Source organism: Streptosporangiales bacterium, assembly GCA_009379955.1.
Taxonomy (GTDB): Bacteria; Actinomycetota; Actinomycetes; order Streptosporangiales; family WHST01; genus WHST01.
This window is the reverse complement of sequence record WHST01000121.1, coordinates 1-19,965: the sequence shown is the minus strand read 5'-3', so window position 1 is coordinate 19,965 and position 19,965 is coordinate 1. Positions and strand designations below refer to the sequence as shown.

21 protein-coding genes are annotated in these 19,965 nt (G+C 71.7%); 8 read left to right on the top strand and 13 right to left on the bottom strand.

Features of this window, described 5'->3' with window-relative positions; translation table 11 throughout:
- Positions 1–880: DUF222 domain-containing protein (locus tag GEV10_26420; GenBank protein ID MQA81965.1), on the top strand; the 880-nt coding region annotated here is incomplete at its 5' end.
- Between the two features lie 81 nt (positions 881–961).
- Here the strand turns inward: GEV10_26420 and GEV10_26415 are convergent.
- The 5 genes from GEV10_26415 to GEV10_26395 form a co-directional block, all read right to left on the bottom strand.
- Entirely contained in the window at positions 962–1,219 is a 258-nt protein-coding gene (locus GEV10_26415) for a hypothetical protein (GenBank protein ID MQA81964.1), read from the bottom strand.
- Entirely contained in the window at positions 1,176–1,685 is a 510-nt protein-coding gene (locus GEV10_26410; protein MQA81963.1) for a hypothetical protein, read from the bottom strand. The genes GEV10_26415 and GEV10_26410 overlap by 44 nt, the downstream gene beginning before the upstream one ends.
- The gene (locus GEV10_26405) at positions 1,686–1,955 is read right to left on the bottom strand and encodes a hypothetical protein (GenBank protein ID MQA81962.1); all 270 of its coding nucleotides are present in this window, start codon (positions 1,953–1,955) and stop codon (positions 1,686–1,688) included.
- A 124-nt stretch (positions 1,956–2,079) separates the two neighbouring features.
- Positions 2,080–3,351, bottom strand: coding sequence for an endonuclease/exonuclease/phosphatase family protein (locus GEV10_26400; protein ID MQA81961.1), 1,272 nt, complete (start codon positions 3,349–3,351; stop codon positions 2,080–2,082).
- Between the two features lie 95 nt (positions 3,352–3,446).
- Positions 3,447–4,589 (bottom strand): diaminopropionate ammonia-lyase, encoded by a 1,143-nt coding sequence (locus tag GEV10_26395; GenBank protein MQA81960.1) that lies wholly within the window; start codon positions 4,587–4,589, stop codon positions 3,447–3,449.
- Positions 4,590–4,651: 62 nt separating this feature from the next.
- Here GEV10_26395 and guaA point away from each other — a divergent pair, with 62 nt between their 5' ends.
- Positions 4,652–6,202 carry a glutamine-hydrolyzing GMP synthase gene (guaA, locus tag GEV10_26390; protein MQA81959.1) on the top strand — a complete coding sequence of 517 codons (1,551 nt, stop codon included), beginning with the start codon at positions 4,652–4,654 and terminating at the stop codon, positions 6,200–6,202.
- 6 nt (positions 6,203–6,208) lie between these two features.
- On the opposite strand, the gene GEV10_26385 is transcribed toward guaA, so the two are convergent.
- The gene (locus tag GEV10_26385; GenBank protein MQA81958.1) at positions 6,209–6,661 is read right to left on the bottom strand and encodes a hypothetical protein; all 453 of its coding nucleotides are present in this window, start codon (positions 6,659–6,661) and stop codon (positions 6,209–6,211) included.
- A 243-nt stretch (positions 6,662–6,904) separates the two neighbouring features.
- Positions 6,905–7,543: an MBL fold metallo-hydrolase gene (locus tag GEV10_26380; protein ID MQA81957.1), complete on the bottom strand. Its 639-nt coding sequence runs from the start codon at positions 7,541–7,543 to the stop codon at positions 6,905–6,907.
- 365 nt (positions 7,544–7,908) lie between these two features.
- Here GEV10_26380 and GEV10_26375 point away from each other — a divergent pair, with 365 nt between their 5' ends.
- Positions 7,909–9,246, top strand: a complete 1,338-nt coding sequence (locus GEV10_26375; GenBank protein MQA81956.1) for a LytR family transcriptional regulator — start codon at positions 7,909–7,911, stop codon at positions 9,244–9,246.
- A 6-nt stretch (positions 9,247–9,252) separates the two neighbouring features.
- Here GEV10_26375 and GEV10_26370 read toward each other — a convergent pair whose 3' ends face one another.
- The 3 genes from GEV10_26370 to GEV10_26360 all read right to left on the bottom strand — a co-directional run bounded on the left by GEV10_26370 (position 9,253) and on the right by GEV10_26360 (position 11,355).
- Positions 9,253–9,630 (bottom strand): RidA family protein, encoded by a 378-nt coding sequence (locus tag GEV10_26370; protein ID MQA81955.1) that lies wholly within the window; start codon positions 9,628–9,630, stop codon positions 9,253–9,255.
- Positions 9,631–9,710: 80 nt separating this feature from the next.
- Positions 9,711–9,953, bottom strand: coding sequence for a hypothetical protein (locus tag GEV10_26365; GenBank protein ID MQA81954.1), 243 nt, complete (start codon positions 9,951–9,953; stop codon positions 9,711–9,713).
- Positions 9,943–11,355 (bottom strand): PspC domain-containing protein, encoded by a 1,413-nt coding sequence (locus GEV10_26360; protein MQA81953.1) that lies wholly within the window; start codon positions 11,353–11,355, stop codon positions 9,943–9,945. The genes GEV10_26365 and GEV10_26360 overlap by 11 nt, the downstream gene beginning before the upstream one ends.
- A gap of 82 nt (positions 11,356–11,437) precedes the next feature.
- On the opposite strand from GEV10_26360, the gene GEV10_26355 reads away from it, so the two are divergent.
- Together GEV10_26355 and GEV10_26350 are read left to right on the top strand one after the other, a co-directional pair.
- A complete protein-coding gene (locus GEV10_26355) occupies positions 11,438–12,679 on the top strand; it encodes a PspC domain-containing protein (GenBank protein MQA81952.1) in 1,242 nt (413 codons plus the stop codon).
- A gap of 111 nt (positions 12,680–12,790) precedes the next feature.
- Positions 12,791–13,447, top strand: coding sequence for a response regulator (locus GEV10_26350; protein MQA81951.1), 657 nt, complete (start codon positions 12,791–12,793; stop codon positions 13,445–13,447).
- 19 nt (positions 13,448–13,466) lie between these two features.
- Here GEV10_26350 and GEV10_26345 read toward each other — a convergent pair whose 3' ends face one another.
- Both GEV10_26345 and GEV10_26340 read right to left on the bottom strand, forming a co-directional pair.
- Positions 13,467–14,054 carry a hypothetical protein gene (locus GEV10_26345; protein MQA81950.1) on the bottom strand — a complete coding sequence of 196 codons (588 nt, stop codon included), beginning with the start codon at positions 14,052–14,054 and terminating at the stop codon, positions 13,467–13,469.
- A gap of 50 nt (positions 14,055–14,104) precedes the next feature.
- Positions 14,105–14,821: a PIG-L family deacetylase gene (locus GEV10_26340; protein MQA81949.1), complete on the bottom strand. Its 717-nt coding sequence runs from the start codon at positions 14,819–14,821 to the stop codon at positions 14,105–14,107.
- Between the two features lie 113 nt (positions 14,822–14,934).
- Here GEV10_26340 and GEV10_26335 point away from each other — a divergent pair, with 113 nt between their 5' ends.
- Entirely contained in the window at positions 14,935–15,858 is a 924-nt protein-coding gene (locus tag GEV10_26335) for an MFS transporter (protein ID MQA81948.1), read from the top strand.
- A complete protein-coding gene (locus GEV10_26330) occupies positions 15,735–16,229 on the top strand; it encodes an MFS transporter (GenBank protein ID MQA81947.1) in 495 nt (164 codons plus the stop codon). The genes GEV10_26335 and GEV10_26330 overlap by 124 nt, the downstream gene beginning before the upstream one ends.
- Positions 16,230–16,231: 2 nt before the next feature.
- Here the strand turns inward: GEV10_26330 and cmx_cmrA are convergent, their stop codons facing one another.
- Positions 16,232–17,473, bottom strand: a complete 1,242-nt coding sequence (gene cmx_cmrA / locus GEV10_26325; GenBank protein MQA81946.1) for a Cmx/CmrA family chloramphenicol efflux MFS transporter — start codon at positions 17,471–17,473, stop codon at positions 16,232–16,234.
- 138 nt (positions 17,474–17,611) lie between these two features.
- Here cmx_cmrA and pcrA point away from each other — a divergent pair.
- Positions 17,612–19,965, top strand: a 2,354-nt coding sequence (pcrA, locus tag GEV10_26320; protein ID MQA81945.1) for a DNA helicase PcrA, incomplete at its 3' end; no start/stop codon positions are given.

The window sequence follows — 19,965 nt, the reverse complement described above, 5'->3', positions numbered from 1 at the left end:
GCAGAAGCTCCCCGCCGCGGTGGACGACCCGACCCGTGCCGCGGCGGAGGCCCGGCTGGTGCAGACCGCGACTGAGCTGGATCCGGCGCGGTTGCGGTGTGCGGCCAAACACCTGGGCGCGTGCCTGGACCCCGACGGGGTGCTGGCGACGGAGAAGGAGCAGCAGGAGAGCCAGGAGTTCACGATCACCGCGGACCTGCACGGCATGTACGCCCTCCGCGGCCGCCTCGACGCCCCCACCGCCAACGCCGTCACCCTCGCGATCGAGGCCCTCGCCAAGCCGAAACCCGAAGCCGACGGCACCCCCGATCTGCGGACCGCGACCCGCCGCCGCGCCGACGCGCTCGGCCAGCTCGCCACCCTCGCCCTCGGGCACCCGGACATGCCGACCTCTGGTGGGCACCGGCCGCAGGTCATCGCCACCATCACCCTCACCGAGTTGGAGCAGCGGTCAGGCGTGGCGTGGTTGAACAACGGCGAACCCGTCTCCGTCCACGAACTCCTCACGCAGGCGTGCCAGGCCGATCTGGCGTTGGCGGTGTTCGGGCCGCACGGCGAGGTCCTGCACTACGGCCGGAACAAACGCCTCGCCCCACCCCCGCTGCGTCGGGCGCTGGTCGCCCGCGACGGCGGCTGTGTGGTCCACGGGTGCGACGCGCCACCGCAATACACCGAAGCGCACCACCTCACCTGGTGGTCAAGGGGCGGCGTGACCGACGTCGACAACCTCGCGCTGGTCTGCACCGCCCACCACACGGCGGTCCACGACGGCACCGTCCACCTCGCGATGCTCAACGGCCGCCCCCACACAGTGCCACCCAAGTGGCTCGACCCCACCCAGACACCCAGACGCAACCGCGCCCACGACCGACCCCCGTAACCCTCGGGGCGAGTGGGTGTGGCCGGCGATGGCAGGCGACGATCAGCCCCGAGGCGCGATGCAACAGGTCTCACTGTCTGGTTAATCCCGGACGGTCAGCCCGTCCACGTACTCGCCACCTTCACCGGCCGCCTCCACCAGCTCGCGTAGCTCGTCGCGCTCGGCGGCCGTGATGGGCACGCTGCTCTTGGCGAGCGCGGCTGTCAACAGGCCGACCAGCTCTCCGTACTCGCCGCCGTCCCTCATGAGCTGCATGCCGTCGAGCACTTCGGGCGATACGCGGTCGGCGTACCGCTCAGGCAATTCCCGCCCTGCCTTGATCACTTCGTCTTGGTTCACGAGCTGCCCCCTCCTTGGTGAGTGGATTCTTCACGACGCCGGGGCTGCCTGGTGGCGGCCATGCGGTCCACACCTGACCGTCGGGCTCTAGGATCACGACGATCTTGACGCGCTTTCGGGTACCGGTGAGTCGCCACCTGTCGTTCGGTTGGAAGATGGCACGGTCTGGGTTCTTGGCCACGTCGAGGACTTCCGTGGCGATCGAGTCATCAGACCAGGTCGGTGGAAACTCGGTCTTGTCCGGGTAGCCGGTGCCGAAGCGGTGTCCGCCGCTGTAGAAGACCTGCCCTCGCTTCGTCCCCTTCTCCCCGGCAAGGATGTGGCCGAGGCGCCCGTCCGAGAGCTGGATGGCTGCGCGGTCGGGGCGCTCGGGATGGTCGGCGATTCCTGGCGTGTTCCATGCTGATCGCGTACTCGCGGTGCTGCTCGCTGATGTAGTTGCTGGCGTTCCAGAGCCTCGCGGCAGTCAACCGCCACCCGAGCCCTTGGCCTGCTCGCACGCGTTGATGTAGTCGTCCAGCGCTGCCCGCACGTATGTGAGGTGTTCCCGTACCCGCGTCAGCCCGTCGCTGCCGGCCTGCTGGAGTACTAGTGCGGGTGCCTCGGCGCCGAGCGCCGCGAACTGCCCGGCTACGTCGGACGTCTCGGAGTCCAGCTCGGACACCACCCCCTCGGGCCCGTCGAGCGCCTCCCTAGCCGCGTGCGCCTTCGCCTGTAGGTCATCGAGCGCCGACACGTGACCTCCCCCCGAGCATTGATCATCGTCCGGACGCATGCTGCCGGATCACTCACCGTGGCGCAACGAGGCACCGGGACGGCGAACGCCCCCAACCGTGGCCGCTGCTGATGTGGTCGCGGGGTCAGGCGCGGAGGTCGAGCCAGACCAGGCGGTGGTCGGAGCTGGGCACCGGCTCGCCTGGGGCCGACCAGACGAGGCGGGCCAGCTTGTCGGTGGAGCGGGGCCAGAAGACGCCACCGCCGCGCACGCGGAGTCCGTGCGACGGCAGGACGTAGTCGGCGCGGAGGTTGCCGGGGCCGGCGGGGAGTGCGTCGCCGAAGTCGGCCGTGTCGTGGGCGGGGTCACCCTCGTGGGCGTCGTTCGCGCCGCCTTGCACGCGTGCGGCCTCGACCGCGCCTTCGCTCGTCGGGACGTACCTGGAGTCGATCATCGGGTTGTCGAGGTACTGGAGGGCGGCGTCGGCGAAGCTGTCGCCGTCGCGGGGGTCGGCGTTGTTGTCGCCGGCGATGACGAACCTGTCGCCGGCGCGCAGGCCGCCACGCCTGCCCTCGTCGTCGTAGACGTAGCGGCTCGCCCACGGCTTGACGTAGTCGGCCCAGAACCTGATCTCGTCGTGGTTGCGGCGGCCGTTGCGGTCCTCGGGGCCGTCGAACGTGGGCGGCGTCGGGTGGCTGACGAGGAAGTGCACGGTGCGATGGCCGACGCGGATCGGCAGGTCCCAGTGGCTCTTCGACGACAGCCGCAGGACGTCGAGCACGTCGTCGCCGTACCACTGCTCGCCGGTGGCCGGGTCGGTCGGCAGGACGGCGCCAGGCATGTCCTTCCAGAGGAACGTCTGGAACGTCCGTGTCTTGCGCGTGTCGATCGGGTGCTTGGAGTAGACGACCATGCCGTACTGGCCGGGGAAGGCGCCGAAGCCGTGGGAGTCGTCGCCGTAGCCGGCCTCGCCGACGGTGGTGACGACCTTGCCGTCGTGGTTGAGGTCGAAGCCGGTCGGGATGCCGGTGTTGCTCGGCGCCACGTAGCGGTACCGGTAGTGGACGGGATCCGCGCCGCGCTGCCCGACGGACAGGTAGTTGCGCTGGAACAGGCGGGCGGCCGTGCCGTCGGCGTCGTAGTCGAACTCGTTCACCAGCAGCACGTCAGGTCGGCTGCGCTGGATGATCTCCGCGACGTTGCGTGCCTGGACGTCGTCGGGCGTCGACAGGTCGTCGACGAGCTCGCCCTCGGCCGCGCGGTTGAGCGACGCGTTGAACGTCGCGAAGCGCACCTCGTCGTGCTGGCGTGCGGACGCCGGGGACGGCATCGCGACGGCGGCGAGGGCGCTGACCGCGACGGCGGTCAGGGCGAACAACAGGCGGTACGACACGTCGACTCCCCAGGCAGACGGCATCGAGGGCGGTAGGGACTATGCCCCAATCCTCCCGACCGCACCACCATCGGGACGTGAACAACGGGCGCGGGTGCCCGTCGTCACCGTCCGCGATGTCAGCGGGTGCTGCCGACCGCGCGCTCGTAGCCGGCGGGGTCGGTGGCGCCCTCGGTGACGAGGACGAGCACGGTGGCGTCCGGCGTCAGGCCGGCGGCGACCCGGTCGCCGGGCGTACCGGCGTCGTGGACGGCCAGTAGCCCGGCGACGCCGGCGGCGCCGGTCTCGCCCGCGACGACGGAGTCGGCGGCGAGCACGCGCATCGCGTCGTGCACCGGCTCGTCGTCGATCGAGACGAACGTGTCGATGCCGGCGAGCAGCAGCGGCCACGCCACGAGCGACGGGTTGCCCGCGTTGAGCCCGGCCATGATCGACGGGTGCGGGCCCGGGGTGCTGGCGAGCGCGCCGCCCCGCGCCGACACCGCCACGCAGTCGGCGGTGGCCGGCTCGACACCGACCAGCGTCGGCCGCGGGTCGCCCGGCGTCGTGTGGACATGGCGAACGGCGGCGGCCGCGAGCGCGCCGACGCCGATCTGCACGACGACGGTCGTGGGGCGTATGTCCGTGGCGTCGGTGATCTCGTGGAAGAGCGTCGAGTACCCGTCGATCACGGCCCGCGGGATGCGTTCGTACCCGGGCCAGCTCGTGTCGGAGACGACGAGCGTGGAGTCGCCGGCGCGGGTGGCCGCCAGCTCGACCGCGTCGTCGTACGAGCCGTCGACGACCTCGACGGTGGCACCCTCCGCGCCGATGTCGGCGATCCTGGCCGCCGCGGTGCCGGCCGGGACGAGGATCTGCGCCGGCCAGTCGAGCAGCCGTGCCAGGTGCGCCACCGCGCGGCCGTGGTTGCCGTCGGTGGCCGTCACCAGCGTGCGCGTGCCCAGTGGGCGCAGCCGATCCCTGAGGTCGTCGAGCGTCGACCAGTGGTCGAGCTCGACGCCGGTGAGCCGGCGGATCGTGTCGTACACGGCCCACGAGGCACCGAGGATCTTGAACGCCGGCAGCCCGAGACGTCGTGACTCGTCCTTCACGAGCACCCGCGCCACCCCCAGCCGCTCCGCGGTGCGCGGCGCGGAGACCAGGGGTGTCGGGGCGTAGCCGGGGAGTCGTTCGTGGAAGCGCATCGGCGTCCGGTCGGGTGGACCGTCGACCCCGAGGTCGAGCCTGGCGACCGCGGCAGGGTTGGCGAAGGTGCGGAGCATCATGGGCACTAGTCTCGTGCGTCTCGACGCAAGTCCACGCAGGACGTCCTGAGGGGGAGCCGGTGAGCGACTTCGACACGGTGCTCGTCGTCGACTTCGGCGCGCAGTACGCGCAGCTGATCGCCAGGCGCGTGCGTGAGGCGCATGTCTACAGCGAGATCGTCCCGTCGACCATGCCGGTCGCCGAGATGCTGGCGAAGAAGCCCCGCGCGGTGATCCTCTCCGGCGGCCCGGCGTCGGTGTACGCGGAGGGCGCGCCGCAGGTCGACCCGGCGCTGTTCGGCGGCGAGGTACCCGTGCTCGGCATCTGCTACGGCTTCCAGGCCATGGCGCAGGCACTGGGCGGCACCGTCGCGCGCACCGGCGGCAGCGAGTTCGGCGGCACGTCCCTCACCGTGGTCGACGAGGGCATGCTGTTCCGCGGGCAACCGCGGCTGCGGCAGGTCTGGATGTCCCACGGCGACGAGGTCACCGCCGCGCCGCCGGAGTTCACCGTGCTGGCGTCGAGCCAGGGCGCGCCGGTGGCGGCGTTCGAGCACGTCGGCAGGGGCTTGTACGGCGTTCAGTTCCACCCCGAGGTCATGCACACCGAGCAGGGCCAGCAGGTGCTCGAACGGTTCCTGCACGAGGCCGCCGGCTGCCGTCCGACCTGGACGATGCTGAACATCGTCGAGGACCAGGTCGAGGGCATCCGCGCCCAGGTGGGGGAGAAGCGGGCCATCTGCGGGCTGTCCGGCGGCGTCGACTCCGCCGTCGCGGCCGCGCTCGTCCAGCGGGCGATCGGCGACCGGCTGACCTGCGTCTTCGTCGACCACGGCCTGCTGCGCAAGGGCGAGGCCGAGCAGGTCGAGAAGGACTTCGTCGCCGCGTCGGGCGTCCGCCTCAAGGTCGTCGACGCCTCCGCTCGCTTCTCGTCCGCGCTCGCCGGGGTCATCGACCCTGAGGAGAAGCGGCGGATCATCGGCCACGAGTTCATCCGCGTCTTCGAGGACGCCGCCCGCGAGGTCGCCGCCGAGGGTGACGTGGAGTTCCTCGTCCAGGGCACCCTCTACCCCGACGTCGTCGAGTCGGGCGGCGGCACGGGCACCGCGAACATCAAGTCGCACCACAACGTCGGCGGCCTGCCCGACGACCTCGCGTTCGCGCTCGTCGAGCCGCTGCGCTGGCTGTTCAAGGACGAGGTGCGCCGCGTCGGCGAGGAGCTCGGCCTGCCGGCCGACATCGTCTGGCGGCAGCCGTTCCCCGGCCCAGGGCTGGCGATCAGGATCATCGGCGAGGTCACCCGCGAGCGTCTGGAGATCCTCCGCGAGGCCGACGCCGTCGCCCGCGAGGAGCTCACCCGCGCGGGGGTCGACCGCGACGTCTGGCAGTGCCCGGTCGTGCTGCTCGCCGACGTCCGTTCCGTGGGCGTCCAGGGCGACGAGCGCACGTACGGCCACCCGGTCGTGCTGCGCCCGGTGACCAGCGAGGACGCCATGACCGCCGACTGGGCGCGCCTCCCGTACGACCTGCTCACCCGCATCTCCACCCGCATCACCAACGAGGTCCGCGAGGTCAACCGCGTCGTCCTCGACGTCACCAGCAAGCCCCCCGGCACCATCGAGTGGGAGTAGGACCGGTCAGTAGGAGCGCCAGCGCTTGTACGGATCGCCGGGCTTGGTCGAGCAGCGCATCCGGGTGCCCTTGACCGTGTAGCCGATCGCGCCCCGCGTGCTGCAGAACGCGCCCGGGTGCACTCCGCGCTCGATCCTGGCCGAGGTCTTGGTCGCCTTCGGCTTCTTGCGCTTGGCGGCGGTGCGCGTCTCCGACGGCTCGGCAGTCGCCTTCGCCGCGCGGGTGGTCTTCGGCTTCGCGCGCTTGGTGCGCGTGACCGTCGCCGTCGCGGTGGTCGTCACGGTGGCGGTCGCGGTGGCCGTCGCGGTCGTGGTGACGGCTGCCCGAGTGGGGCTCGGCGACGCCCCGGACGCGCCGCCCGCCCCGAAGCCGAAGAGGAACAGCAGGATCGCGCCGATGCCCGCCGCCACCGCGATGATCGTGAACCGGCTGTTGCCGTCGTTGAGGAGTCGTGCCATGAGCGCCCCTTGTTCGTGGTGCACTCATCAGACGCCTGCACGAGCCACCGCGCGGTCAGTCCCCCGAATGGCGGTGACAGGTGCGTCCCGGGTGGCGGGACGGTCACCGGTGGTGCGCGCGCCGGCCGGTGCTGAACACGTGAGGGGCACCCTCACCGGGTCAGGGCACGGTGAGGGTGCCCTTCACGGGGTGGTACTGGCGATCCCGTACCGCACCGAGCCGGCGGGCGCCGGCCCAGTGACTTACAGATCGATGGTGTCGCCAGGCTTCAGGCGCTCGTAGTCGGTGCCGACGTCGCCGCTGACCTGCTGGGTGTGGCCGCCGTAGACCGCCCAGCCGTAGTCGGTGAGCAGCGCGTCGTGGATGGGATGCACCCGCCGCGGCTTGATCTCGCTCAGCTGGGTGAGGGTCTCGTTGAGCTTCGCCCAGGGCGCGTTGACCGGCAGCAGCAGGGTCTCGACGGGCTCGTCGGGGACGGTGAACGCGTCGCCGGGGTGGAAGAGGCCATCGATGAGGAACCCGACGTTGGAGACGATCGGGACGCCGTCGCGGATCAACGCGTGCTCGGAGCCGTGGACGTGGACGTCGAACCCGGCGGCCTCGAAGCGCTCGCCGGCCGAGACGGCGCGGACGCGGCCGGGGAAGTCCCGGGAGAGGGTCTCGGCGAGGGCCGGGTTGGTCCAGACGGTGACGTCGTCGCGCGCGCCGAGCAGGCCGCGGAGCTTCTCCGGGTCGGCGTGGTCGGGATGCTCGTGGGTGATCAGCACGGCGTCGGCGCCGTCGGCGGCCGTGTCCTCGGAGAACGTGCCAGGGTCGATGACGAGTGTCCTGCCGTCCGCCTCGAGACGGATACAGGAGTGGCCGAGCTTCGTCAGGCGCATCGTGTGACTCCCCATCGGTTCGGTTCCACCGGCAGGCTATCGAGCGGCGCGCCGTGCGGGCGAGTGCCGGTCGGACGGGTGACCGGGACAACCTTCGGCACCGGGCAGGCGTCCCCCACGTTGTGACACCGTTAACATGAGAGATTGCCCGGCGAACGGTCGGATCGACCGACCGTAATCGCCCACGATCGGGACACATCGGTCAGCAGCCGTCCGGCCGGTGTGCGAGGAAGGGGAACGTACGCGTGTATCCGCCGGATGTTCGGGGGCGAGACCGTGCGGGAAGCCGCTCCTCTCGACGCCGGCAGAAGCGCGGTGACGGGCGTCAGACCTGGGCGGCGGTCGGGCTCGCAGCCCTCTCCACCGTGCTCCCCGGAGCCGGCCACGTCTGGGCGGGTCGGCGGCGCATCGGGATCCCGATCCTCTTCGTGTTCCTCCTCCTCGTCGGCATCGGTGCCTTCCTCTACGCCGGCGTCGACCGCATGCAGTTGGTGTCGTACCTGATCGACACGAACGTGCTCCTCGGCGTGATCGTCTGCGCACTCCTGCTGGCGGTCGGCTGGTCGGCGGTGATCGTCTCGGCCTACCACATCAAGCGGCCGGGCCGGGTCAGCCCGCTGCACGGCCTGCTGTCGGCGTTCGTCATCGGGGTGCTGAGCCTCGCCGTGTCCACGCCTCCGATCTACGCCGCGCACTACGCCTACGTTGGACGCGACGTACTCAGCAAGGTCTTTCCCGGCGACGAGAACAAGGAGCGCAAGACCAAGAAGGGCAAGGATCCCTGGGCGGGCCGCCCGCGCATCAACGTCCTGCTCCTGGGCGGCGACGGCGGCAACAACCGCGAGGGCGTCCGCACCGACAGCATGACCGTCGCGAGCATCGACACTCACACCGGCGACACGGTGTTGTTCAGCCTGCCGCGCAACATGCTGAGCGCCCCGGTGCCGCCGCGGCTGCGCGAGCAGTTCCCCGACGGCAACTTCGACGACCTCCTCAACGCCGTCTACGAGTACGGGGAGCAGAACCCGAAGCTGTTCACGCAGGGCAGCAACCCCGGCGCGCAGGCGACCCAGGAGGTCATCCAGGAGATCCTCGGCCTGAAGATCGACTACTACGCACTCGTCAACCTGCACGCCTTCACCGAGATCATCGACGCCATCGGCGGCATCACGGTCTACGTCGAGAAGGACCTCCCGATCGGGCCGCACGGCCAGACGACCGGCTGGGTGCGCAAGGGCGTCCGCCATCTCAACGGCACGAAGGCGCTGTGGTACGCCCGATCACGCAACGCCGACGACGACTACCACCGCATGTCACGACAGCGATGCGTGCTGGGGGCGATCGCCAAGCAGGCCGATCCCGCGACGGTCCTCAGGGGCTTCCAGAAGATCGCCGCGGCCACGAAGAACAACGTGTCGACCGACATCCCCAACGACGACCTGCCGGCGCTGCTGCAGCTCGGTGAGAAGGCCAAGACCGCCGAGATCACGAGCCTGCAGTTCACTCCGGACGAGGGGTACGAGACCGGCAACCCCGACTACGCCAAGATCGAGCGGGCCGTCGACAAGGCGATCGAGGAGGCGGAGGCGACGCCGACCGCCACCCCGTCGTCCGAACCGACGGTCTCGCCCAGCAAGTCGCCCGGCAAGGCGAAGAAGAAGGACAAGCCGGCGTCGCTCGACGACGTCTGCCGCTACTCCTAGCCGCGGTCAGCGACCCGCCGCGCCGCGGACGGCGACCACGTCGATCTCGACGAGGATGCCGCCCAGGTTGGAGCCGGCGGTCGTCCGCACCGGGTACGGCGGGGTGAAGGACTCGGCGTAGGCGGTGTCGAACGCCTGCCAGTCGCGCTCGGTGTGCTGCAGGTGCGCCGTCACCTTGACGACGTCGTCGAGGGAGCAGTCGTGTGCGGCGAGGACCGCGGCCAGGTTGCGCATCACCTGTCGGGTCTGCTCGCCGGCCTCGTCGCCGACGATCTCCTTGGTCCGCGGGTCGAGCGGGCCGAGACCGGCCGTGTAGACGACGTCGCCGACCGCGATCCCCTGTGAGTAGGTGCCGCGGGGCGTCGGCGCGTCCGACGTGCGGATCTCGGTCTTGCGGGCCGTCGGCGCGTGCTGCTCGGACACTGGGGACCTCCGTCGGGGGCGCGTACGTGGACGGCGCCAGCCTAGGGGCGGCCGCCCCCGGGCGACGAGGGTGGAGTGGTCGACGGCGGCGTGCCGCGCTCGAACCTGCGGTTGAGGATCGAGGCGAGTCCCAGGCCGATGAGCAGCAGCGGGGCGATCGTGTAGAGCGGCACGGAGACGTCGGTGAGCGTGTCGAGCAGGAACAATCCGGCGATCGTCAGCAGCACGAGGCCGCCGACGAACGCGCCCCAGTTGGTCCGGTGGAGCATCTTCCTACCCGGCACGGCGTACCTCCACGTTGCCCGCGCTGACCGACAGGGACAGGTCGATGACCGGGCCCTTCGGGTCGGCCGACGACCCGGACTCGGGGGTCAGCCCGGCGCCGCCCTCGGGAGGGAAGGTTCGGTCGAGCCCGCGGTCGTTGCCGCCGACGCCCTGGCCGAGGACGTTGCCCACGCACTGGGTGCACGAGAGGGAGACGTCGACGGTCGCCGACCTCGGCACGAGCACGATGATCTGTCCGGCCGACAGGCGGACCCGGGCGGGGTAGGTGACGCCGTCGGTCTCGGGTAGGTGGGTCAGGTCGAGGGTCGCGCTGCTGACGCCCGCCTCGTACGGCTGCTGCCGCTCGAGCTGCGCCGCGGAGGTCGGCTTCCAGGTCACGGGCTCGACGCGGATGTCGGTGGTGAAGCCGGCGAACACCGTGGTCAGCCCGAGCGCGATCGTCAGGAGAACGCCCCAGCCCTTGACCCCGGCGCGCCCCACCCACGTGGAGACCACGAGCCCGAGACCCAGCGTGCCGAGCGCGACGGCCAGCGGGATGCGCAGGTCGCCGTCGACCACCTGGCGTTGCTGCAGCCAGAACACGACCCCGCCTGCGGTGGCGGCGAGCAGCCAGACCAGGAAGGTGATCGACCGCGGCCTGATCCGCGGTCGTGGCGGCGGCGGGGGAGCGCCCACGGTGGCGAGGTCGACGTACGGTGGCGCCGGCGGCGGACGCCAGGCGGGCATCGCGACCGTGGGCGTCTCGCTCGGCGGTACCGGGCGTGGCGGTGGTCCGGCCGGCGGCGGGGCGAACGCCTGGACCCGGGGCGGGCCGGACAGCAGGTGGGGCGGCAGTCCCTGTGCCTGGGACCGCGTGGGCGCGTCGACGGGTGCCGCGGCCCTGGCCGACGCCGCGGGCGGTCGCGGGGCATCCGGCGGGTGCGCGGTACGGGAGGAGCCGCCGCCGAAGAGCCGGCGGAAGTCGTAGCCACGCCGGTGGGCGACGAGCACCGCGAGGAGGGCGATGACGACGATGCTGATCGAGCTGCCGCCGAAAACGCCGGTGAGCCCGCCGAGCACCACGAGGGCGACGACGACGAGCAGGAGCACCCCCGCGAGCTGGACCCCGCGGCTGGGGCCGCCGGACAGCACGCGGTCGAGCGGCGCCTTGCCGGTCCGGGCATCGGGGATGACGAGCATCGCGGCGCCGTACAGGATGAGCCCGGCACCGCCGACGAGGGTGAGCACGACCACGAGCACGCGGTAGATGATGGGGTCGATGTCGGTGCGCTCGGCGAGACCGCCGCAGACGCCGCCGATGATGCGGTTGCTGGCGCTGCGTTGGAGGGGCGGCGGCGCGGCAGGGCCACCCGGACGCGCGTCAGCGGCGTCCGGCTGCGTCGGACGCGCCGGCTGTTCCATGCCCCCATGGTGCCCGGTGCCCGATCGAGCGGCATCGGGGATGTCCCTGACCGTCCACCAGCCGTGTCACGGGTCGTCCCGGATGCACATTCGTCCCGATTCGTGTGACCATCAAGAGGTGACGACGGTCGCGCGCCAGCCGCGCAAGCTCTACCGCGAGCCTGAACGCCGGGTGCTCGCGGGCGTCTGCCGTGGTCTGGCAACCCACCTGGGGCTCGACGTCACGGTCGTCCGCATCGCGTTCGTGCTCCTCGCGGTGAGCAGCGGCGTCGGTATCATCGTGTACGCCGCGCTCTGGTTCTTCGTCCCCCTCTCCACCGAGTTCGTCCGGGCGCAGGGTGCGCAACGGCGCCGGAAGAAGATCGACGTCGGGCAGATCGTCGGTCTCGGGGCGCTGGCGCTCGGCCTCGTCGTCTGCGTCCAGATGGCCGGCTTCGGCCCGCCCCCGCAGTTCTTCTGGCCGTTCGTCATCGTCGGCCTCGGAGCGGCCGTCCTCTGGCAGCAGGCCGACGACGCGCAGCGGGTGCGCTGGCGCAGAGCCGCGGGCGGCAACGGCAAGGCCACGATCGTCCGCATCGCGGCGGGCGTCGTGCTCGTCGTCGGCGGCATGCTCGGGTTCCTCTCGTTCCGCGACGACCTGGGTCAGGTCGGCAACAGCCTGCTGTTCGCGGTCGTCTCTGCCGCCGGCATCGTCGTCATCGCGGCGCCGTTCGTCGCCAAGCTCACCCGCGACCTCTCCGCAGAGCGGCGGGAGCGGATCAGGCAGGAGGAGCGCGCGGAGCTCGCCGCACATGTGCACGACTCGGTGCTGCAGACGCTCACCCTGATCCAGCGCAACGCCGGCGACACGAAGTCCGTGCAGCGGCTCGCCCGCGCGCAGGAGCGCGACCTGCGTGCCTGGCTGTACAAGCCGACCAAGGACGAGGCGACGAACTTCACCGCGGCGATCGAGGCGCAGGCCGCCGAGGTCGAGGACAACCACGGCGTCTCCATCGACGTCGTGGTCGTCGGCGACTGCCCGCTCGACGATCGCCTGGGGGCGCAGCTGCAGGCCGCGCGGGAGGCGATGGTCAACGCGGCGAAGCACTCGGGCGCCGACTCGATCTCGGTCTACGTCGAGGTCGAGCCCGAGCAGGTCACCGTCTTCGTCCGCGACCGCGGCAAGGGCTACGACCAGCGCACCGTCCCGGCCGACCGGATGGGCATGCGCGAGTCGATCGTCGGCCGGATGGAACGCAACGGGGGTCGCGCGGTCGTCCGCAGCGCGCCCGGTGACGGCACCGAGGTACGGCTCGAGATGAAGCGCGAGAGGATGGAGACATGATGCAGCGCAGGAGCTCGACGAGCGCGGCGGAGGTAGGGGTCGCGACGCCAGCGGGCCCGCGTATGAGAAGTCCGCGACACCTGCCGGAGCTGCGTGAGGAGGCGGGTGCGCATGAGTGACGAGGCTGACGGAACCCTGCCGCGGGTCGTGATCGTCGACGACCACCGGATGTGGCGTTCCGGCGTGCGGGCCGAGCTCGGCGGCAACGTCGAGATCGTCGGCGAGGCCGGCGACGTCGAAGAGGCGTGTGTGGTGATCGAGGCCACGGAGGTCGACGTCGTCCTGCTCGACGTGCACATGCCGGGCGGCGGCGGACGCGAGGTGCTGCAGCGGCTGCTGCCGAAGCACCCGGAGCTGAAGTTCCTGGCGCTGTCGGTCTCCGACGCCGCCGAGGACGTCATCGCGGTCATCCGCGCCGGAGCCCGCGGCTACGTCACGAAGTCCATCTCGGGCACCGAGCTCGCCGCGGCGATCAGGCGGGTCTCCGACGGCGACGCGGTGTTCTCGCCGCGGCTCGCGGGCTTCGTCCTCGACGCGTTCTCCTCCACCGACGTGCCGCCGATCGACCCCGATCTCGACCGGCTGAGCCCGCGCGAGCGCGAGGTCATGCGGCTGATCGCCCGCGGGTACGCGTACAAGGAGGTCGCGAAGGAGCTCTTCATCTCGGTGAAGACCGTCGAGACCCACGTGTCGGCCGTGCTGCGCAAGCTGCAGCTCTCCAACCGCCACGAGCTGAGCCGCTGGGCCGCCGACCGCCGCCTGGTCTGACCCTCGCCTGTGCGGACGGTCATCCGGCCAGCGCCTGCTCGAAGCGTTCGCGGTAGGCGGCGACGGCCGGTAGGGACTCGAAGCCGAACATCACGGTGCCGACGACCGCGCGTCCCGCGACCGCCTCGAGGGTGGCGGCAGCCGGCAGCAACCCCAGCCCACCGCACAGGTCGATCCGCTCGACGCCCTCCTCGACCAGCCGCAGCGCCGTCTCCGGCACGGCCTGCGGGTCGGGTACGGAGATGATCGTCATGCGGTGGCCAGCGTGCTCGTGGACGTAGCGGTCGACCGCGGGGTCGGCGCCGGGCGAGGGCGTGATCACCGCTCGGACGGTGACGGGCTCGGGGTCCTCGATGCCGACGACCCCGACCGGCACCTCGCCGCCCGTCGCCTGCCACACCTTCGCGGCCGCACGTGGCCCGAACCCGTACAGCTCGACGAGGTCGAGCCCGGTCGACGCGAGGCGGGCGGCCGTCGCCGCGGCCTCGTCGTCCGTCGACACCGGGACGAACACGCTACGGGCGAGGTCGTTCTCCCGTACGCCCTGCTCGGCGGGGTCTGCCCCAGGCGGTGTCAGAAACAGGAAGGCTTCGTCGAACGTCGCCATGTCGCTCCTTCGGTCACGGTCAGTCTCGCGAGTGGAGCCCCTGCCCGCAGCTAGGCGGTCGAGAGGGTGAAGAAGGCCTCGGCGAGGCGGCCCTCGGGCAGGCCGTTCTCCCTGGCGACACCGGTCATCCAGCCGCGCAGCATGCCGTCGAGGTCGTCGTGGTGCGCCGTCTGGCTCTTGTGCGCGCGCAACGCGGCGACCTTGCGGTCGAAGACGTCGGTGATGTCGACGGTGTGGTTGGTCTTCGGGTGGGCCATCAGCCAGGTCTCCGCGACCGTCCAGGCCTCCAGTCCCTCGGCCAGCAGCTCGGGGAAGGTGAACGGGTTGCGTGCGTCGGGGTAGATCGCCGAGAACGCGGCCGTGCCGGCGGCACGGTGGTCGGGGTGGGACGCGTACAGCCGCTCGTACCAGATCTCCGGGCTGGGGATCGCCATGCGGTCGGGACGGACCTGCCTGATCACCCGGGCGATGTCGCGCCGCAGGGCCAGCGTGGGCTCGAGGTAGCCGTCGGGGTAGCCGAGGAAGTGCAGGTCGTCGACGCCCACGGCCGCCGCGGCCGCCGTCTGCTCGCGCCTGCGCAGCGGGCCCATCTCCTCGCGGGGGAAGTCGGGGTCGAAGCCGCCCGCGTCGCCGTCGGTGACGAGGCAGTACGACACGGCGATACCGGCCTCGGTCCATGTCGCGACCGAGCCGGCCGCGCCGAAGTCGATGTCGTCGGGGTGCGCCGCCAGGACGAGTGCGCGCTTCACTTCCGTTTCTTCAGCCACATCCACATCCTAGGAACTCGGTCGAGCGGACCGGATCGGACGAAGGTCCTACGTCCCGCGACGCACGCGTGGGTTAGGTTAGGTAAGCCTAAGTTGATTCCCTGGGAGGTGCGATGGGCGTGGACGCCGGAGGGCGGGAGGTCGCGGACGGCGGCCCGCCGGTCGGTCGGGGCGACGGCGTGCTCGTGGGCAGGTCGGCCTTCGCCCTCACCTACCTGGCCGTGTTCGGCGTCGTCACCGGGCAGCAGCTGCTGTTCCCGATCCTGCCGCCCCTGTCCCGCGAGCTGGGGCTGTCCAGCGTCCAGCTCGGCCTGGTGCTGAGCCTGTCGGCGGTCTGCGTCGTCCTGACGAGCCCGTTCTGGGGGGCGCGGAGCGAGGTCTGGGGGCGCCGGACGGTCCTGCTGATCGCACTCGGCGGTGGGGTACTGAGCCTGAGCGCCTTCGCCCTGGTGTCCCATGCCGGACTGCGGGGGGTCGTCGCGGGAGTGGTCCTGCTCGGCCTGATGCTCGTGACCCGCGGGATCGGGTACGGCGCGACGATGGCCGCGGCACCGGTCGCGGCGCAGGCGTACGTCGCCGACGTCACGCCGGGCGAGCGTGAACGGGTACGGGGCGTCGCGGGCATCGGCGCCGCGCAGGGTCTCGCGCTGGTGTGCGCACCGGTGGTAGGCGGGCTGCTCGGCGGGATCGACCTGCTTCTGCCGCTCTACGTCGCCCCGGCGGCCCTCGTGGTGATCGGCCTCGCGGTCTTCTGGAGGCTCCCGCGCAGTCCGCGGCCGGCGACCCGGGCGAAGGCGCCGCGGCTGAGCCCGTTCGACGGCCGGCTGTGGCCGTATCTCGTGGTCGGGTTCGGCATGTTCACCGCGCGCTCGGCGTCGTCCAGCTCACCGTCGCGTTCCTGCTGCAGGACCGGATGGGGCTCGCCGCCGAGGCCACCGCGCGCCTCACGGGCTTCGTATCGCTCGCCGCCGGCGCGATGGTGCTGCTCACCCAGGCGGTCATCGTGCCTCGCCTCGGCTGGCCACCGCGCCGCCTGATCCGTACCGGCATCCCCGTCGCCATCGTGGGCTTCGGCATGCTGGTGCCCGACCTGGGGTTCGGCGCCGTGCTGGTCGGCATGGCACTCGCCGGGCTCGGGCTGGGCATCGCCATGCCCGGCTACATGGCCGGTCCGACGCTGCTGGTGGAGCACGGGGAACAGGGCGGGGTCGCCGGGCTGATCTCGTCCACCAACGCGCTCAGCTTCGTCGCCGGACCGCTCGTGGGCACGGCGTTGTACGACCTGCGGCCGGTGGCGCCGTTCCTGGTGAGCGTCGGGGTGCTCGCCCTGCTCGCCGTGTTCGTCGTCGTCAACCCCGTCATCCGCCGCGGCGACCGGCCGGTGGAGGGCGCACCACCCGCCGTGTAGGGCTACGACTCCATCGGGCATTCGGGCCGCACGCTCGGTGCGTACGGCTCGACCGGGGACGGCTCTACGCGGCGGTCGAGACGGCGCGACAGCAGGCCGAGCCCGAGGGCGCTGGTCAGCATCGCGGCGCCGACCCACGCGGGCGCGGCGTAGCCGAGGCCGGCGCTGATCACCAGGCCGCCCAGCCAGGGGCCCACCGTGTTGCCGACGTTGAACGCGGACGCGTTCACCGCGCTGGCGAGGGTGGGCGCGGGACCCGCGAGCGCGAAGACCCTGGCGTTCAGCGGTGCCGCGACGGAGAACCCGATGACCCCGAGCAGCAGGACGAGAGCGACGGTCACGACCGGGCCGCCGGCGGTGATGCCGAGCAGGACGAGCACCGCGACGGTGCCGGCGAGTCCGGTGAACAGCGTGCGCCAGGGGTACGCGTCGGCGAACCTGCCGCCGAGGTTGATGCCGACGATGTTGCCCAGGCCGAACGCCGCCAGCACGAGGGGCACGGCGGCCGCGGGGAGCCCCGCGACATCGGTGAGCAGCGGCGCGACGTACGCGAACAGCGCGATGAGGCCGCCCTGGAAGACCGCGGTGGTGGCCAGCGCGAGCCACAGTCGGCCGCTGCGGAAGGCCCGCACCTCGGTGCCGAGCCGGGTGGCGGTGGCGGTGCGCGCGGGGTTCGGCACGAGCGCGACCACGGCCGGCACGGCCAGCACGGCGAGACCGGCGACCGTCCAGAACGTGGCGCGCCAGCCGAGCTGCTGGCCGATGAACGTCCCGAGCGGGACGCCCACGATGTTGGACACGGTCAGGCCGGTGACCAGGGCGGCCAGGGCACGTGCGCGGGCGCGTTCCGGGGTGAGGGACACCGTGACGACCGCCGCGACGGCCCAGAACCCGCCGGTCGCGACCGCGGTCACCACCCGTCCGACCAACAGGTACCCGTAGTCGGCGGAGAGCGCGGCCAGCACGTTGCCCGCCGCGAACACACCGAGCATGGCGAGCAGCGTCGTCCGGCGCGGCAGTCGGAGGGTGAGCACCGCCATCGCCGGCGCGCCGAGCACCATGGCCACCGCGAACGCCGAGATCAGCAGGCCGGCCCGAGGCACCGTGACGCCCAGGTCGGCGGCGATCACCGGCAGCAGGCCGGCGACCACGAACTCCGAGGTGCCCAGGACGAAGATGCTCGAGGCCAGGATCCACACGGGGAGGGGGACGCGTGCCGTGCGCTCGGGTGCTTCCACGGTCACGGCGACCTCTTCCTGCTCGGATGGGTGATTCGGGAGTGCGGGTACCTGGGTGACGACACCGGGCGGCGGCCGATCATTCCCGCCGCGACGCCGTGTGAGCGAGGGGACGGTCGGTGCGACCACCTAGACTCGGTGGTGATGTCGACGCTCTTTCCGCACCTGCTGCCCGAGTCCGCCGCCGCCCCCGCCTCGTCCGGCGAGAAGCCGGGACGTCAGCGCGCCGGGGCGAACGTCGACGAGCTGCTCGACGGGCTCAACACCCAGCAGCGCGAGGCGGTCGTCCACGAGGGCACCCCGCTGCTCGTCGTCGCGGGTGCGGGCTCGGGCAAGACCCGCGTGCTCACCAACCGCATCGCGTACCTCCTCGGGGCGCGGGGCGTCCATCCCGGCGCGATCCTCGCGATCACGTTCACCAACAAGGCCGCCAGGGAGATGCGGGAGCGGGTCGAGGCGCTCGTCGGCGGCCGGGCCAGGGCGATGTGGGTGATGACGTTCCACGCCGCATGCGTCCGCATCCTGCGCAAGGACGCCAAGCTGTTCGGCTTCTCGTCCCAGTTCTCCATCTACGACGCGACCGACAGCCAGCGGCTGATGACCCTCGTCTGCCGCGACCTCGACCTCGACCCCAAGCGCTACCCGCCGCGCCAGATCTCCGCGCAGGTGTCCAACCTCAAGAACGAGCTGATCGACCACGAGGCGGCGATGCAGCAGGCGTCGAGCCACCTCGAACGCACCACGGCCGAGTGCTACGCGATGTACCAGAAGCGGCTGCAGCAGGCCAACGCGTTCGACTTCGACGACCTGATCATGACGACCGTGCACCTGCTGCAGGCGTTCCCCGACGTCCGGGAGCACTACCGGCGGCGGTTCAGGCACGTGATGGTCGACGAGTACCAGGACACCAACCACGCGCAGTACGTCCTCGTCCGCGAGCTCACCGGTGGTGACGTCGGCCGTGCCGAGCGGCGCACCGTCGACGGCGACGTCGTCCGCGCGGGCGAGCAGGACGAGGAGGGCGCGGTCGGCCCGTCCGAGCTGGTCGTCGTCGGCGACGCCGACCAGGCGATCTACGCGTTCCGCGGCGCGACCATCCGCAACATCCTGGAGTTCGAGCGCGACTTCCCCGACGCCAAGACCGTGCTGCTGGAGCAGAACTACCGATCGACGCAGACGATCCTGACGGCCGCGAACGCCGTCATCGCCCGCAACGAGGGCCGCAAGGCGAAGAACCTCTGGTCGCAGGCGGGGTCCGGCGACAAGATCGTCGGGTACGTCGCCGACAGCGAGCACGACGAGGCGGCGTTCGTCGCGCGCGAGATCGACGAGCTCTCCGACCAGGACAAGGCGAAGTACGGCGACGTCGCGGTGTTCTACCGCACCAACGCCCAGTCCCGCGTCTTCGAAGAGGTGATGATCCGCGTCGGCCTGCCGTACAAGGTCGTCGGCGCGGTGCGGTTCTACGAGCGGCGCGAGGTGCGCGACCTGCTCGCCTACCTGCGGGTGCTCGCCAACCCCGACGACACCGTGTCGCTGCGCCGGATCGTCAACGTGCCCAAGCGCGGCATCGGCGACCGCGCCGAGGCCTGCCTGGAGACGTTCGCCAACCAGCAGGGCATCAGCTTCTACCAGGCGCTGCAGCGCTCCGGCGAGGTGTACGGCCTCGCCACCAGGTCGCTCAACGCCGTCCAGGAGTTCACCGCGCTGACCAACGAGCTGCGCGACCTCGTCGAGGGCGGTGCCCCGCCGTCCGCGATCGCCGAGGAGGTGCTCGCCAAGACCGGCTACCTCACCGAGCTCGAGCAGTCCCGCGACCCGCAGGACGAGACGCGCATCGAGAACCTCCAGGAGCTCGTCTCCGTCGCGCGCGAGTTCGAGGAGACCGACGACGACGGCACCCTCGCCGACTTCCTCGAACGCGTCTCGCTGGTCGCCGACGCCGACCAGGTCCCCGAGGGCGAGGACCACGGCGGCATGGTCACGCTGATGACCCTGCACACGGCGAAGGGCCTGGAGTTCCCCGTCGTCTTCCTCACCGGCCTCGAGGACGGCGTGTTCCCGCACCAGCGCAGCCTGGGCAAGGCCAAGGAGCTCGAGGAGGAACGGCGGCTGGCGTACGTCGGCATCACCCGTGCCAGGCAGCGGCTGTACGTCTCGCGTGCCGAGGTGCGCAGCGCCTGGGGCACGCCCTCGTACAACCCGCCGTCGCGATTCCTGCAGGAGCTGCCGAGCGAGCTGCTCGACTGGCGGCGGGTGAGTGGCGAGGTCGGGCGCGTCCGCTCCCGCCGGCCCACCGAGTCCGCCGGCGCGGCCCTGGCCGGCCGTCCCGGCGTGCGCTCGCCGGGCAACCGGCCCGTCCCCGTGCTGTCGATCGGCGACCGGATCAGCCACGACCGGTTCGGCATGGGCCAGGTCATCGCCGTGTCCGGCCACGACGACAAGGCGCAGGCGAAGATCTACTTCGGCGACGACGTGGGGGAGAAGACCTTCATCCT